Source organism: Roseovarius sp. M141 (assembly GCF_024355225.1).
Lineage (GTDB): Bacteria > Pseudomonadota > Alphaproteobacteria > Rhodobacterales > Rhodobacteraceae > Roseovarius.
Genome location: NZ_VCNH01000003.1, coordinates 1 through 15,407 on the forward strand (window position 1 = coordinate 1; position 15,407 = coordinate 15,407).

Here is a 15,407-nt window from a genome sequence, read left to right on the forward strand (position 1 = left end):
GGTGCTCTCGGACCTCGGTCCGAAAATTGACGAAGAGCAACTGGCTCACCTATCCCGAACCGTAGAGCGGCCAGTGGTGCAGCGGCTGGGATACTTGCTGGACTGGCTTGGTCATGGCGCCAAGGCAGAAGCAATGCATCATGTATTGTTGGCTCGCAGCCAGAGCAACTGGACTGAGCTTGATCGTGCAGAAGCACGAGACCCAGACTTCGCGTTCGATCCAATCGACCGCAATCCTCGTTGGCGTGTCATCATTCGCCGCAATCCGGAGGTCGATGAATGATCCCGTCGCAGAACATAGTCGCGTGGGGAGCAATTGCACCATGGGCCGAGCAACGTCAGATCGAACAGGATCTGATCATCAGTCGTGCGCTTGTCGACATCTTCTCCGATGAGATGCTTCGAAAGGAGTTGCGCTTTCGCGGGGGAACAGCTCTCAACAAGCTGCACTTCCCGAAGCCGCTTCGCTATTCCGAGGACATCGATCTAGTCCGTACAACCAACGGCCCCATCAGCGAGCGGCTTGGCGCTCCCTACCCAATGGTGGCTGTTCAACTATTCGATGCGCTCTTGCTCCCACCGAGCGAAGAGGGCGACGACACTGTGTCAACGCCAAAACCTTTGAATGACGAGCAAAGACGTGCGGCGGAACACAGCGGAAAGGCTTTACTTCTGAAGGCCGGACCGGGAACCGGCAAGACGCAAACGCTTGTCGGCCGGCTGTCGGCTCTGAAGAATCGGAGCGTTGACCCGGAAGGCATCCTGCTTCTAACCTTCTCAAACAAGGCGGCCGGCGAAATGACGGATCGCGCCATGGTGGCCTGGCCCGAAGCTGCCGGGTCCGCTTGGATCGGAACGTTTCACTCCTTCGGACTTGATATCCTGCGCCGGTTCCACGATCGCGCAGGTTTGCCATCTGACCCGCGGTTGATCGACGCCACCGAAGCCATTGCGCTTTTGGAAGACGAGTTTCCGCGGTTGAGACTGACACATTTCAACGACCTCTTTGATCCGACCGACAATTTGCGGTCCATTCTCTCGGCCATCTCACGCGCAAAAGACGAAGTCGTCGATCATCACCAGTATCGTGCGCTCTCACAGAAAATGGCCGACATAGCACAAACCGAAGAAGATCGGACTGCAGCAGAGAAATGTCTCGAGATCGCTTCGGTTTACGACCTATATGAGCGACTAAAGGCTGATCTCGGTGCAGTCGATTTCGGTGATCTCGTCGCTCGCCCAACGGCGCTGGTCGAGTCGGACGAGGCTGTACGGGCGCAGCTGCGGGACCGATATGAGCATATTCTCGTAGATGAGTATCAGGACGTAAATCGCGCGAGCGTACGACTTTTGCGTGCGCTGAAGCCGGACGGCGAAAACCTATGGGTCGTGGGTGATGCGAAGCAATCCATCTATCGTTTCCGTGGCGCATCCTCCTACAATATTGATCGGTTCGAGACTGATGATTTTCCAGGTGGGACATCGCTGCAACTCGGTACGAACTACCGCTCATGCCAGGAAATCTGCGATACATTCAGCGAGTTTGCGAAAACGCGCATGGAAGCGCCGGACTTCGAGGCAAATGCATTCAAGGGCACAAACGGCGTGGCGCCGTCGTTCGTTTCAGTCGAGTCGAAAGATCATGAAATCGACGAGGTCACCGCACGCATAACCGCCGCCCTTACCAACTCGATCTCTTGTCGAGATCAGGCAGTCATCTGCAAGGGAAACGCACGGTTGGCAGAAATCGCTTCGGGTCTGGAGGCACGTGGAATACCGGTTCTGTTCCTCGGCCCTTTGTTCGACCGGCCAGAAATCAAGGAAGCATTGTCGCTGCTGTCGCTCGTGATTGATCCGCGAGCGATGGGATTGACATGCATCGCCTCGATGCCGCCGTTTCGGATGCCTATCGAGGACGTCGCCGAAGCCGTTGAGACGATCCGGTGTGCTGACAAGCCTCTCCCACTCGATTGGCGGACTGTTCTCGGAGCGACTCCGGGATTGTCGGAAGAGGGCCGACATTCGCTCAAAGCGCTAACAGACGCCTTCGAAGGGATCGAACCAACGTCCACGGCCTGGCAGGTGGTCACGAAGATCTACCTGGACCGAACCCGCCTGGCAGCCGATATCGCGACCGAGGCTCGGAGCGGCAACGCCAACCCCGCGCTTGCCCTCTGGCAATTCCAGAATTTTCTGCGGTCGGCTCTGCCTGAAAGATCGGGCTACCCGATACGGGACCTTCTGGAGCACATCCGGCGGCTTGTGATCCTCTCGGACGAGCGCGATCTGCGCGATCTTCCAAGTGCCGCTCAGAGCTTGGATGCCGTCCGCCTGATGACGATCCACGGGAGTAAGGGCCTCGAGTTCAAGGTGCTTCACCTGCCGTCTTTGACGAGCAGTTCAATCCCCCGATCAGCCAATCAGAGCCGTGGCCTCGCACCGCCGGACGGGATGATCGAGGGTGCGCCATTCATTGGCAGCGAGGCTATCAAGGCTGGGCATGACGAGGAACAGCGTTGCCTGTTCTTTGTGGCATTGTCCCGAGCGGAAGAGCACCTAACGCTCTATGCACCAAACAAGCAGTCCAATGGTCGGCGGCAGAGCAAATCCAGCTTCATCGACGACATTTCTGGCAAGCTCTGTGAAGCATCGCCGATGTCCGCTCCAGCTGACGTTTTGGCCGCCGACGAATACTTCAAGTTGGAAGTCGACGGGATTGCCCGAGTGTCGCCCTCTCAACTTGCCACCTACGACAAATGCCCCCGTCGCTTCTTTTTCGCACATGTGTTGCAAGTCGGTGGTCGTCGCATGGAGTCCGCCCCCATGCGCATGCACAATGCCGTTCAGGCCGTTGTCGATGAGCTAACGAGACGCCTCGGTGATGTGACGGACCAGCGAGAGTTGCAGGCGATCATGGACACCGCGTGGACTGCCCATGGACCGATTGAACACGGCTACGCCTCGGAGTATCGTCAAATCTCCGGCGAGTTGCTGCAGTTTTTCCTCCGGCTGCGGCAGGGCGAGACCCGGCGCGTGCCGCAATCCCTTTCACTCCGGTTCGGCGATGCGGAAGTCGTGGTGACAGCTCACGAGGAGATCGACACGGGAAACACCACGGTGTTCCGACGCATTCGCACGGGGCGCAAGACAAGCACCGCGGTGACCGCGCTTGATGCGGCTGCGTTTCAAATCGCCGCCGATGGCCGCGGCAAAGCCGAATTCGTCTATTTGACCGGTGGATCGCAAGATCGGTTGTCGATGAAGAGTACGCAACTCGGGAACAAGAAGGCAAAAATCGCAGACGCTGCGATTGCCATCATCGAGGGCCGATTTCCACCCAACCGCAACGACCGATGTGCGCGATGCCCCTACTTTTTCATCTGCAATCCGCCACCATCCGGCACCCTCAGAAAAAAAATCGGATCAGGCTTACCGGATTCTTCCTGACGCCGCGATTGTCCTTGTGAAGGCGCAGACATGGTGTCTGTGGCCTCAAAGTGTACAAGGACTAAAACTATGAAATCGCAAGGAAACACTCCTCGCTTCCCTGTTCTCATCGCCGATGAGGACCTCAACTTCAGAAAGCACGTCTTCGACGATCCCAAAGTCTTGGGGCGCCAGCTTATCGAGGCTGCAGGTGGTCACCCCGTCGACGAGCATGCGGCCATCGCGATCCTACCCAATGGCGACTTCGAAGACATCCGGCTCGACGAAAGCTACGACCTACGTGGCCGTGGTGTGGAAAAGGTGCTCGTCGCCCGTTCCGATCGTAGCTTCAAGTTCAAGATCGACGACGCCGATCTCGAATGGCCTCGGGCGTGCATCAGCGGCTTCGTGCTGCGCAAGTTGGCCAAGTTACCGCCGAACTACAACCTCTGGCAGGAAATCCCTGGGCAGCACGACAAGAAGATCACGGATACGGATGTGATCAACCTGGCGGATGCCGGAGTTGAGCGGTTCGTTTCGCTGATCGACCAGACGACGGAGGGGGATGCCCTTCCGTCGAAAGATCAGATCTATCTTTCTGGTCACGGCTACAAGTTCGAGGTGGTTTCAGAGGGTGGCAACACAGGGATCATCCTGAAGAACCACGCGCTGCCGGACGGAAAATTCAACCACACGGCGGCAGATGTTCTGATTCTGCTGCCCAGGGGATACCCAGACTGTCCGCCTGACATGTTCTACGTCGCGCCAAAGCTGACTTTGGCAGGCACCGGACAAGTGCCAAAGGCTTGTACCGTTGACCTCCGCTTCGGTGGTCGCGTATGGCAGCGGTGACCACGCCGGACGGTTGTTTCTCAATCGCTTCACGCGGTTCTACGGCATCCCCGTTATCGATGTGGGGCTTGCGATGCAGCGGCGCACCGACACAGCCTATGATCTCTTCGCCCGTGTTTCGACACTCGTGCCTGGGCATCCTTGCCTACTTTGCGGCGGCTACGTCGATCCGCCGCGGGCACGTGAAGAAGTTATTAGGCGCGACGACCCTGACGCTTATGAGCGACTGAAAGAAGAAGCCTATGTTTTGGGCGAAGGCGATCCATCTCCGGCAGTGGTCACCTTTACGACCGAAGCGGCGGCGATGGCGGTCAATGAGTGGCTGGCCGGCGTGACTGGCCTCGCTGGAGCGGCCGGTATGGTGCCTACGCGCATGCGGCGCTTTCACGCCAGAGACGAGCGTAGGCCCCTTGTTGAAGTCCGATCCGACTGCCCATGCTGCGACGCGGCGCAGACGCTTGGTCGGGGCGATGTGCAACCCTTTCTGGACATGGTGACCTGACATGAAACAAGCCATCTCACGTCTTTTTCGGAGAATGGGTTTATTGCCATTTGACTTCCTGACGACCCGGGCACCGTCCTTGCAAGACCGAACGGCGCTTCTACCGGAAACGCTTGCCGTCGTGGAAAGTGGCAACGTAAAGAAATGGGCATGCCTCAGATGTCCCGGCGGCTGCGGAGAAGTCATCACACTATCATTGAACCCCAATCAGCGGCCACGTTGGGGTATCTCTGAAGATTTTTGGTCGCGGCCAACGGTGCATCCCTCTGTCCATCAAAAGAATGAGTGCGGATGCCATTTCTGGATCAAAAAAGGACAGGTGAATTGGTGTCGCGGCGGTCGCCCGAAAAGACCGGCCAAGGATCCAGTTCGCGATAAGCGGACACCGACTTGAGGATAGTGCCATGCGATTCGCAGTAAATGAATATCAGCGTGTCGAAGCGACACCGGGCGCAAAGGGCCGATGCCCCGGTTGTGGCGCAGAAGTGATCGCCAGGTGTGGAACCCGGAAGGTCTGGCACTGGGCCCATATGGGCCGCCGTCACTGTGATCATTGGTGGGAGAACGAGACGCAGTGGCACCGGGATTGGAAGAACCACTTCCCGACAGACTGGCAGGAAGTGGCTGCGAGGGACGATCAGGGCGAACTACACATTGCGGACGTCAAAACACCCAAGGGTTTGGTCGTCGAATTCCAACACTCATACCTAAGGCCAGAGGAAGCAAAGAAGCGGACTGAATTTCATCAACCGATGTTCTGGGTCGTCGATGGAACGCGGCGCCAGACCGATCGAAAGCAGTTTCAGTCGGCCATCAAAGATGGTGTAAAGCATCCAACCAAAGACGGGGTCGTGCACCAGCTCTGGATCTTCGATTCGCGATTGCTGAAAGAATGGGTTCATGTCGGCGTCATTGTCGCCTTCGACTTCGGAGAGGACGTTGTTTGGCTTCTCAGGCGTATCAAAGGTGATTGGATCTATGGCTTTGAATACCCGAAGACAAAGCTAGTCCAACACATATCGGAAAACTCCGCGATTCCCGATGTGTTGTTCGGCGAGCCCACCCGGCAAAAAGTGCGCTTTCGCCGCCGCCGCGCGAGGTTTTGATTTGTGCTTCTTAACAGTCTCTCTCGGAACGGAGCACTAGGCCTCGGCACTCGCGTTCGCGTCAAAGTCGAGCTCCAGCTCCGGCAAATCCCGCAGGCTCTGCAGATCGAAGGTCACCAGGAACGTCTCGGTCGTCACGAAGGTATGCGGCGCCCCAGGCCGCGGAGACCTGGGCCCGCTTGCGATCAGGTCTTTGTACCGCAGCCTAGACAACAGATCGCGGCTGACCTCCTTGCCGAAGATGTCCGCCAGCCCGGCTCGGTCGATCGGCTGATGATAGGCGATGGCGCAAAGCACGCCCATCTCCATCTCAGTGAAGGCAAGCGACTGGTCACCGAGATCGGCCGCGGCCTTGATCGCGTCGGCGAACTGCGGTCGCGTCCGGAACATCCAGCCGCCAGCCACCTGCGCCAGCTCGTAGGGCCGCCCGGTGAGCTCGGCCTGGATGTCCTCGATCAGGATCTCGACCGAGGCCCCCTGCCCCACCACCCGCGCCAGATCTTCACGGCCGACCGGTGAGGCGCTGGCGAAGAGCACCGCCTCGATCCGTCCCATCCATTCGCGCCAGCGCAGCTCCTGCGGCAGTTCGTCAAGGTTCCGGTCAAAGACGGCGCCGCCCTCCTCCGCCGGTTTCCGCTTCCGGGTCGCGGTCGTCATGGCGCGATCCCGTAGAGCCGGAAGGTGGACCGACCGGTCAGCTCCCGTGCCACACCCAGCTCGACCAGCCGGTCGCAGAACCGCCGCGCGGCACGGTCCGTCATCGGAATGTTGGTACCCCGGATACGCGGCGACAGCATCGACGCCGGCGCCACGGCATCCTCGGTCAGGAATAGATCGACGGCGGCATCCGATCCTCTTGCCCGCAGCTTTGGTGCAATGGCGCAAAGCGCATCGGCGCGACGAGCAAGCTCTCGCGCCAATCGGATAGTCTCCTCAGTGCTTTCCAGAATCCGGGCCTGAACCGCCAGCTCTGCCCTCTGCCCGCGCGCGGTCAGCTCTCGCAGCACCGCCTTTGTCAGCCTCAACGCCGAAAGCGGCAGCACGGTCTTCCAGTTCAGGGCCCGGGCCAGGACGACATCAGACAGCAGGCAGGCGACCCGCTCCGCCCGGACGTCCACGTCGAGCACGGCGCGTAGGACCGCCAGGCCGCCAGCCAGCGGCCCATGGGTCCGTGCACGTTCTTGTCCGGCGTCCAGCCAGCCAGCCACATCCTCCCCGCGGTCGGGCCCGATCAGGTCTGCGATCTCGCCGGGTCCTTTCAGCCGAAGCCGCACCGCCTCGCGCCAAAACGCCAGCAGATCGCCATCCGGGCCCCGCGCCTCGCCTGGCGGCGTCAGATGGTAGTCATCGCGGATATCCGCCTCCCGCGCCAACCGCCCTTCCAGTTTCGAGGTCGCCACAGCGGCACTCAGCGCCAGTCGGTTGGCGAGCAGTTTCAGCGGCACGCCATACCTAGGATCGCTGATCAGTTGATCGAGCACTGTCAGCGCCGCCCCTGACCGAAAGGCCACAGTTTCAAGGGTTTCCGCACGCCCGGAGGTGACCCATGCGGGCAGCTTCGGTAGGGTGGTCAGGTCGTCGGAGATCGTGGCGGGCTGGTATGTCATGTCACAACACTAGTCTCTCGCGGCGCTTTCGTCCACAATATGATGAGGAAACCGCCCCACCCTGCTGGTCTCTGCCATGTCCAATAATCTTGCCTTATCGGACGTAAAAAGATATGCTGCGAAGCAGGCACAAAATTCGGGAATTTTCGGGGAAAAGATGGCCGCAGACGACGAGAAATCGAGATCATCGCACTCTGCTGCGCCTGATGATGGTCAGGACGACGAGAGAGATCAAGACAAAAGCGAATCCATCGCCCTGCCTTCGCATGTCGCAGGATCCGGCACGCTGGATCGACTGGTCGACACCGCCCGCGACTATGCGCGTGCTGCTGCGTCGGAGAACACGCTGAAGGCCTATTCAAAAGACTGGAAACATTTTGCGCGCTGGTGCCGGCTGAAGGGCACCGAGCCCCTGCCCCCCTCGACCGAGATGATCGGACTCTACCTCGCGGATCTGGCGTCCGGTTCGGGCCCCTCCCCTGCCCTCTCCGTGTCGACGATCGAACGCCGCTTGTCCGGCCTGTCCTGGAACTACGCGCAGCGCGGCTTCACCTTCGATCGCAAGGATCGGCACATCGCCACTGTGTTGGCTGGGATCAAACGCAAGCACGCGCGCCCGCCGGTCCAGAAGGAAGCGATCCTGCGCGAAGACATCCTCGCCATGGTGGCCACCCTGCCCTACGACCTGCGCGGGCTACGGGACCGGGCGATCCTGCTGCTCGGCTATGCCGGTGGCTTGCGCCGCTCGGAAATCGTCAGCCTGGATGTTGGCAAGGACGACACGCCTGACAGCGGTGGTTGGATCGATATCCTTGACCAGGGGGCCCTGCTGACGCTGAACGCCAAGACCGGCTGGCGCGAGGCCGAGATCGGCCGGGGATCCAGTGACCAGACCTGCCCGGTTCATGCGCTCGAGCAATGGCTTCACTTCGCCAGGATCGATTTCGGGCCAGTGTTTACGCGCACCTCGCGGAATGGCAACAAGGCGCTTGAGGACCGCCTCAGCGACAAACATGTCGCGCGGCTGATCAAGCGATGCGTGCTGGAGGCCGGCATCCGGTCTGAGCTACCGGAGAAGGACCGGCTCGCGCTGTTTTCTGGCCACAGCTTGCGCGCAGGTCTCGCCAGCAGCGCCGAGGTCGATGAGCGCTACGTCCAGAAACACCTCGGCCACGCCTCCGCTGAGATGACCCGCCGCTACCAACGCCGCAGGGATCGGTTCCGTGTGAATCTGACCAAGGCAGCCGGGCTTTGATCGGTCAACGCCGTGCTGCGCTGATCTTTGACTTCACGGGTTTTCCCCGTGTCATCGGGATCTCGGCAACAGTGCCATCGGGCATCTCAGCGACAAGCCGCAACCGCCCACCCATGCCTTCGACATAGCGCTCCAGCGTCCCAAGTTTCGCGCCGGTCAGCTCCGCGTTCTCGAACCTTGATACCTCGCCCTGCGCCAAGCCTGTGCGCTCCGCCAGGTCCTTCTGGGTGATGGACAGCGCCTTGCGAATTTCGGAGAGATGCAGTTCCGATGCCATCTCTTTTGCAAGAGCCTCGATCCGAGCCCGTTTTGCCGCCGGAAGACCCCGAATGCGGTCACCGGCGTTCACAAAGGATGCTTTGGTCAACTTTGCCATGGTTTCTCTCCTTACTCCGCCGCGAGCCACTCATCGAAGCGCTTATCGGCGGTCGCAATCAACGTTTTGTAGAACCGCTTCTGGTTCTTGCCTTGTTTATTCCCTCCGACCAGGACGACAGCGTTTCGCTCCTCGTCGAATGCGAAGGCAAACCGCCAGACCCCCTGCCCTTTCACGCGTATTTCCTTCATATTCGCGTGTCCCGAGCCAGCCAGTGTATCGACATGAGGCCGACCTAACTGAGGACCGTACTGCTCAAGCAGCAAGATCACCGCATCAAGCTTGTCACACACCTCTTCCGGCAACCCGTCGCGTTCCCCAACGAAGTCCGGGTGTTCAAGTACGGACCACGTCATGACAGCAATATAGGCTCAAACAGATATCGGTTCAAGATGATATTTCCGATTTTGCCAGCTTCGATTTTAAGATTCATGATCGAGTTACGCGCGAAAGTTGGTGATGCCCTGAGGGGCGGCATATCATGGCGGTGTTCAGACGCCGTCGATTCTCTGCTGAGAAAAGGATATGCCACATGTCAGAGACTACCATTACCCAACTGCCCGATCCATCGGGATTTAGCACCGACGCGTTCACGGATGTCCTCCGCGATGGCGCACGCAAGTTGATCGAACAGGCGATCCACGCCGAACTGGCGACGCTCATGGCCGCCTTTTCCGGAGAAAGGCTGGAGGACGGGCGGGCACGCCTGGTGCGCCATGGTCACCTACCCGAACGCGAGGTGATGACCGGCATTGGGCCAGTGCCCGTGAAAGTGCCGCGCGTGCGGGATCGGGGCGCTGGCGAAGACAAGATCACCTTCACGCCCAGCATCCTGCCGCGGTATCTTCGCAAAGCGAAATCGGTCGAAGAGCTGCTGCCGTGGCTATACCTCAAGGGCGTGTCCACGGGTGATTTCACCGAGGCGCTGGAGGCGTTGCTGGGTCCGAACGCCAAGGGCCTGTCTGCCAAGACTGTCACGCGGCTGAAGGCTGACTGGTGGAAAGACTACGAGGCTTGGCAGAAACGCGATCTCGGCAACCGCCGCTTTCTCTACATCTGGGCGGATGGCGTCTATTTCAAACCGAGAATGGCCGAGGAAAAACAATGCGTTCTGGTGGTTGTCGGGGCCGACGAATATGGCCGCAAGGAACTTCTGGCCATGACCGACGGCTTTCGCGAAAGCACGCAAAGCTGGCGCGAGCTACTGCTCGATCTCAGACGTCGCGGCCTGAAACAGGATCCCAAGCTTGCCATCGGCGACGGCGCCCTGGGGTTCTGGACGGCGCTGCGCGAGGCATTCGCCACGACGAGGGAACAGCGGTGCTGGGTTCACAAGACCATGAACGTGCTGAACGCGATGCCGAAATCCGTGCAGGCAAAAGCCAAGGGCCATCTGCACGATATCTGGCAGGCCGAGACAAAAGCCAAGGCCAACCTCGCCTTTGATTTCTTCGTCGAAAACTACGGAGTGAAATGGGATAAGGCGGTGGCCAAGCTGGTTAAAGACAGGGACGCGTTACTGACCTTCTACGATTATCCGGCGGAACACTGGAAACACATCCGGACGTCAAACCCGATCGAAAGCACCTTTGCCACCGTCCGGCATCGCACCAAACGAACCAAGGGGTGCCTCAGCCGCAAGACCGGTCTGGCCATGGCCTTCAAGCTGATGATGTCGGCGCAGAAGAAGTGGCGCAAGCTCGACGGTCAAAACCGCATGCCCGAGATCATCCAGGGGATTGAGTTCCGCGATGGGATCCGCCAACTTCAAGCTGCCGCCTGATCAAGCGTCACCAACTTTTGCCCATATCTCTTCATGATCCTCTCCTACGCCGTCTGTCCGCTCAATCGGCCATAAAAACTGCGATCCAGATGCAGATCCCCAGCTCTGGCCTTCTCGACCATGCCGCGCAGATAGCCGCCAGGCGATTTGACCTCTCCGGTGGTGTGTTTGTCGAATATCAGAGCGATTGCAGCAGATGCCACAACTGGTCCAAGCGCCTTTTGCGAAAGGTTCCACGCATCCTCGGAAATCCCGGCCATGCCCCTGATCTGACCCGCCGCACGGTGTAATTCGTTCCAGTTTCGGATATATCCGCCGCCAACAGCGCGCGCCATCTCCGCAAAATGCGGACAAGTGGCCATCAGCATCGGAATATCGACCTCTGACGTACGTTTGTTGGTGTGCGTGCTCCAGGCGATATCGAGATTCTCTCCTTCCAGTCTATCAACCCCCTCAGACTTCGGCATTTCTGGCGCAACGCCTGCCGCGTGCTTTGTTTCAAAGCGATTACTATTTACAGGATCATGTTGATTTGTAGTTAGTATATGGGTGTCATTTGAGACACCCGTGGGTGTCATATTTACATTGATTGGAACAATATTGTCCGTCGAGAACACCTGCAGAGGTGATGGTTTTGCGTCCGATTCTTCGGGACAATCAAAAGCGGCTTCGAAAGCTTGCTCTACGCGATCCTTGAAGGCTTTGAACCAGTCTACGATGTCCATAAGCCTGTTGGCCGCTGTCGTGCGCTTGGGAAGCCCCTGTAGTAGCACGGCGAACTCGTCCTCCAATTGCTTCCACGGGCCTCTGAGGCCGCTTTCCAGGGCTCTGTCGATCTTAGCCCGGATAACACGGCGGGTAATCGTCACGACATTCCTCAGCGAGGCGCAGAGCGCGCGTTCCTCTTTCAGCTGCGCATAGAGCGTCTCGAACTCCTCTGTACGTGCTGCGAGCGGCGCCAGATCGAAACCATAGGCCTCCACAATCACACCATCTTCGTCCCTACGACCATAACGCTTGCCGTTGGGGCTGTCCTTGATCCAGATAAGACCCAGTTCTGCCAGCCGGCGCACGTGGCGTCTCAACGTGGATAGCGAGAACCCTGTTTGCTCCATCAGGAAGTTGTTTGAGGCCCATACGATCGGCCGCCTGCCCTGCTCCCAGTCCTGTGGTTGCGTGAACGCGGCGAATGTATCGAGTAAGAGCAAGTCTTGCGCTCGCAGCCCGATCGCGGCTGCTACCCGCTTTGCCGCACTGGTTGCCTGTGATTTGGGTATAGAAAGCTGTTCACCGGCTTGTGCGTGCTTTTCAGCGACCACAAGGCCCGGCGTTGGCTTGCGCCATCCGTTATGTTTCATGGGTGTTGTTCCACCTCCATCAGTTGAATGAAGGCAAAAGGTTCCCGTTCACCAAATCGGTGTTGTTTCGTTGACATCGATCCGCGGGAGAGTTATCTAAAAGCTGCAACACAAATTAGATCAGCTCTCAGGCCGCATGGTTTGGGGGCTTTTCTTTTGCCGTTAGATCACGTGGTGTTCCTCTCTGCTCTTGGCCTCAATAGGGGTCGTACGCCCTTCCATGTCGTTGCAGGCGAACGCTTCATTTTTTCGACCCATGTTCTTGCAGATAAGCGGCGATTACGTCGCCAAGGCCCTCGAGACCCTGCTTATCTAAATCCAGTCCGGCAGCGCTGACTGACAGCTTCCCGCCTTGTGACGACATCGAGAGCTTTCTCGATCCGACTGATCTTGTGACAATCACCTTCTTTGGTTTTGCGGGCGCCTTAGCCTTTGCCTTCTTGGGTTCAGCGAGGCTGGAAACAGCCTTCTGAAGCTCGGGAAAGCTAAGATCATACGCATTCTTGAATTTATTCAAGATCTGCTCACGGTCCCTAAAAACCGATCTCCCTCGCGACACGATGCTCTCGTGGACGCCTATGCGCTTGGCAAAAGAAACGGCGGTGACATTGCTCGAAGCACTACTGGCTTTGAGGTTTTCGAACATCTCTCCAATCGATAGGAGCCGTTCGAACGGGCCGAGGTTTTCTCGCTCTTCGTTCTCTCTGAACCGCATGAAGAGTAGTTCAAATTCTTCATTCTCAGATCCACGTTTTTCCGGCGACGCCAAGACCGCGCGCAGGGGCATATTGAGCAGTTCTGCGATGGCATGCCGTCTTCGCCCTGTGATAAGCTCGAACTTCACCCCATCAACGTTTTCTGGGTCTAGCGGATCTGGCTTCCAATCCGGATCACTGGGCCAGACCTGTATCGGAGTGTCTTGTCCATTTGCTGCGATACTATCTTTTAGAGAGTGAAATGCTTCTTGGCTTTGCCAGTCGGAGCGGCGGTCCGATCCAAGCCTGTCAGTGACCATCTTCCAGTCTAGCGACAGTTCGTGGTGACCGTTGAGAATATCCTCCGCAATCTTTTCGCGGGCTCGATTCAGCGCCGCTTTGTTTTGCTCAACAGCGCCCGCCTTCCACGCGCTTCCAGCGCCGCCAACGCGTGGCTTAGCATCCTTAGCTGGAACCGGATCCGTCGCGTCACGCTTCGGATCGGGCTGCGCTCCCGGTCTTTTGGCTGACCCGTCATCCTGTGGCTTGTTCGTGTCTTGTAGCAAGGAACGCTTGAGTTTCATGCGGTTTCCTCCCCGTCTTCCTCATAGAATTCATTGATCCAGCTCTCCGCATAGCCTCGCTCACGACCTGGCCAGATCCGGGATACAATAGCATCGTTGACGGCGTCAGCATTTGTAATGAAGCGCTCGATACCCTTCTTCTTGCCGCGTGTATCGGGCTCATACTCATAAACTGACTGATAGACGTCTGACGCGTTCGCGATCGCATCCGACCGGAGGTAAAAAACGGGCAGCACTTCTGTTGGACAGTGCTCCAACAGATTAGCTACTTGTTTCAAGTCCTGGTCATTTGTTCGTTGCACGATTGTTGGCAGCAACATATTGGCCCCAGTACCAATCTCGATGCGGTCGTGATCAAGTATGTGATTGATCATCCCGCGAAGCCCAGTGACGAAGGTAGACAGCGTGGCAATGTCAAATCCCTTCATTGTCTGAGGAATAACCAAGTTGGTCGAAGCAACGACGTTGTTCAGCTGAAACAGAGTGAGCGCCGGCTGGTAGTCGATGATCAGGCAATCGAGTGTCTCAACGAGAGCGTCGTTGAGCTTTTCGGTATCGACCGAGCCATTGGACACAAGCTCGTTGGGCACCGTCTTGGGCTGGTGATGGTCACGCCAGCGCTCGACGGAGTCCCGAAGGTATCTGTAGAAAGCTTTATCGGGAGGATTATCGCGGATGAGTCGAGTGATCTGAAGTTCACCTTCAGAAGTCTCTCCGTGCGCAGGCAGGATTCGCAATCCGGGCCAAGATGTCTTCAGGAAAAAGCTGTCCAAGGTATCCGCGTCATGCTCGGTGTAAGGGCTACCATCTTCGCTCATGTACAACCCGGCAAAATCGACCAGTGTCGCCGTATCTTCCGTGGGAAGTTGAGGCAGGCCTTCGCCCCCGACAAAATAAAGTGTGATAGTACTCTGAGGGTCGGCGTCCATGACACCCACGCGCATCCCATAGTTGAGGCTCAGGTATTGCGCAAAATGTGCGGCAGTCAACGATTTGGCCGTGCCGCCTTTCTGGCTCGCAAACGAAATCACCGGGAGCGTTTCACCGGGCTTTCTCCAAGCAAGATAGTCGTACGGTCGCTTAGCAGATGCGGCCAACAACGCTCGGATCTGCATCAAATCCACGAGAGTGAAAACCCGCTCTCTGCCAACATACTCGCCGGCGGGGAAATCATCATTCTCGCGGGCAAACTTTGTGAGGTACTGTATGCTGACATTGAGAAAGCGGGCGCACTGCCGCATGGACCAAGAGCGCTTGATCCGATTTCGAATCGTCAGGTCTTTGTTGACCGACACCATCGTCTTATCGAGACCGCGCGAGAGGTCGTTCAAAAATTGTTCTAGTGTACCGCTCATGATACTTACCACTGCCTCCGATTCTCTTATGGAATCAGTTCTGACTACTTGGTAGCATGGTTTGGTACATGTTGTATAGATATCGCGCTCCTATGCTATATAGACGCTCTTTATGGTCGCCACCGCGGCCGGATTGAGGTCTTGAATATATTCAAGACCGAGGATTTTGACGTTGATCGAGCGCTCACATTCAAAGCATCCGACCCATAATCCACCATCGGCCTGAGCCGCGTATATGCCACCGCCGGGCGGAACGGTCCGACCAGCTTCGAGCGCGCAAGCCGCAGGACATTCTCGAGCGCGTACTTGAAATAACCCGCCGCGGTGAACCCGGCGATCGCGAACACCAGCAGGGCGAAGGTCCACCAGCGGATGTGGAAGGCGAAAAGGACAATGAAGAACACCAGGCGCGCGTCGAAGGACGCGAGGCGCGGTCGCGCCATGGCGTAGCGCCAATGCACGGTGGAGCGATAGATGTTGTATCTGGTCTCGGGCATTGGGGGGCCTC

Annotated in this window: 16 protein-coding genes; 8 read left to right on the forward strand and 8 right to left on the reverse strand. The window is 58.0% G+C overall.

The window, feature by feature from the left end; all coding sequences use genetic code 11:
• The 6 genes from FGD77_RS02125 to FGD77_RS02150 form a co-directional block, all read left to right on the forward strand.
• Window positions 1-283 (forward strand): hypothetical protein (locus FGD77_RS02125; RefSeq protein WP_255005895.1); only part of this gene is annotated, 283 nt, incomplete at its 5' end.
• On the forward strand, window positions 280-3,447 hold the full coding sequence (locus FGD77_RS02130; protein WP_255005896.1) for a nucleotidyl transferase AbiEii/AbiGii toxin family protein: 3,168 nt from the start codon (window positions 280-282) through the stop codon (window positions 3,445-3,447). The genes FGD77_RS02125 and FGD77_RS02130, both read left to right, overlap by 4 nt.
• 69 nt (window positions 3,448-3,516) lie before the next feature.
• The gene (locus FGD77_RS02135; protein WP_255005898.1) at window positions 3,517-4,278 is read left to right on the forward strand and encodes a multiubiquitin domain-containing protein; all 762 of its coding nucleotides are present in this window, start codon (window positions 3,517-3,519) and stop codon (window positions 4,276-4,278) included.
• Window positions 4,241-4,780, forward strand: coding sequence for a hypothetical protein (locus FGD77_RS02140; protein ID WP_255005900.1), 540 nt, complete (start codon window positions 4,241-4,243; stop codon window positions 4,778-4,780). The genes FGD77_RS02135 and FGD77_RS02140 overlap by 38 nt, the downstream gene beginning before the upstream one ends.
• 34 nt (window positions 4,781-4,814) lie before the next feature.
• The gene (locus tag FGD77_RS02145; RefSeq protein WP_255006113.1) at window positions 4,815-5,174 is read left to right on the forward strand and encodes a DUF6527 family protein; all 360 of its coding nucleotides are present in this window, start codon (window positions 4,815-4,817) and stop codon (window positions 5,172-5,174) included.
• A gap of 10 nt (window positions 5,175-5,184) precedes the next feature.
• Complete coding sequence (locus FGD77_RS02150; protein ID WP_255005902.1) at window positions 5,185-5,886, forward strand: competence protein CoiA; 702 nt, start codon at window positions 5,185-5,187, stop codon at window positions 5,884-5,886.
• A gap of 36 nt (window positions 5,887-5,922) precedes the next feature.
• Here the strand turns inward: FGD77_RS02150 and FGD77_RS02155 are convergent, their stop codons facing one another.
• A complete protein-coding gene (locus FGD77_RS02155) occupies window positions 5,923-6,543 on the reverse strand; it encodes an SMC-Scp complex subunit ScpB (protein WP_255005905.1) in 621 nt (206 codons plus the stop codon).
• Window positions 6,540-7,493, reverse strand: coding sequence for a DUF1403 family protein (locus FGD77_RS02160; protein ID WP_255005908.1), 954 nt, complete (start codon window positions 7,491-7,493; stop codon window positions 6,540-6,542). The genes FGD77_RS02155 and FGD77_RS02160 overlap by 4 nt, the downstream gene beginning before the upstream one ends.
• A 157-nt stretch (window positions 7,494-7,650) precedes the next feature.
• On the opposite strand from FGD77_RS02160, the gene FGD77_RS02165 reads away from it, so the two are divergent.
• A complete protein-coding gene (locus FGD77_RS02165; RefSeq protein ID WP_255006123.1) occupies window positions 7,651-8,748 on the forward strand; it encodes a tyrosine-type recombinase/integrase in 1,098 nt (365 codons plus the stop codon).
• Window positions 8,749-8,752: 4 nt separating this feature from the next.
• Here the strand turns inward: FGD77_RS02165 and FGD77_RS02170 are convergent, their stop codons facing one another.
• Window positions 8,753-9,124, reverse strand: a complete 372-nt coding sequence (locus tag FGD77_RS02170) for a helix-turn-helix domain-containing protein (protein WP_080459096.1) — start codon at window positions 9,122-9,124, stop codon at window positions 8,753-8,755.
• An 11-nt stretch (window positions 9,125-9,135) separates the two neighbouring features.
• Window positions 9,136-9,480: a type II toxin-antitoxin system RelE/ParE family toxin gene (locus FGD77_RS02175; protein WP_255005909.1), complete on the reverse strand. Its 345-nt coding sequence runs from the start codon at window positions 9,478-9,480 to the stop codon at window positions 9,136-9,138.
• A 176-nt stretch (window positions 9,481-9,656) separates the two neighbouring features.
• Here FGD77_RS02175 and FGD77_RS02180 point away from each other — a divergent pair, with 176 nt between their 5' ends.
• Entirely contained in the window at window positions 9,657-10,907 is a 1,251-nt protein-coding gene (locus FGD77_RS02180) for an IS256 family transposase (RefSeq protein WP_255005911.1), read from the forward strand.
• A 44-nt stretch (window positions 10,908-10,951) separates the two neighbouring features.
• Here FGD77_RS02180 and repC read toward each other — a convergent pair whose 3' ends face one another.
• The 4 genes from repC to icmT all read right to left on the reverse strand — a co-directional run bounded on the left by repC (window position 10,952) and on the right by icmT (window position 15,396).
• Window positions 10,952-12,265, reverse strand: coding sequence for a plasmid replication protein RepC (gene repC, locus FGD77_RS02185; protein ID WP_255005913.1), 1,314 nt, complete (start codon window positions 12,263-12,265; stop codon window positions 10,952-10,954).
• A 241-nt stretch (window positions 12,266-12,506) separates the two neighbouring features.
• Window positions 12,507-13,544, reverse strand: a complete 1,038-nt coding sequence (locus FGD77_RS02190; protein ID WP_255005914.1) for a replication protein — start codon at window positions 13,542-13,544, stop codon at window positions 12,507-12,509.
• Window positions 13,541-14,899: a ParA family protein gene (locus FGD77_RS02195; protein WP_255005917.1), complete on the reverse strand. Its 1,359-nt coding sequence runs from the start codon at window positions 14,897-14,899 to the stop codon at window positions 13,541-13,543. The genes FGD77_RS02190 and FGD77_RS02195 overlap by 4 nt, the downstream gene beginning before the upstream one ends.
• A gap of 110 nt (window positions 14,900-15,009) precedes the next feature.
• On the reverse strand, window positions 15,010-15,396 hold the full coding sequence (icmT, locus tag FGD77_RS02200) for an IcmT/TraK family protein (RefSeq protein WP_080459093.1): 387 nt from the start codon (window positions 15,394-15,396) through the stop codon (window positions 15,010-15,012).
• Window positions 15,397-15,407: the final 11 nt, after the last annotated feature.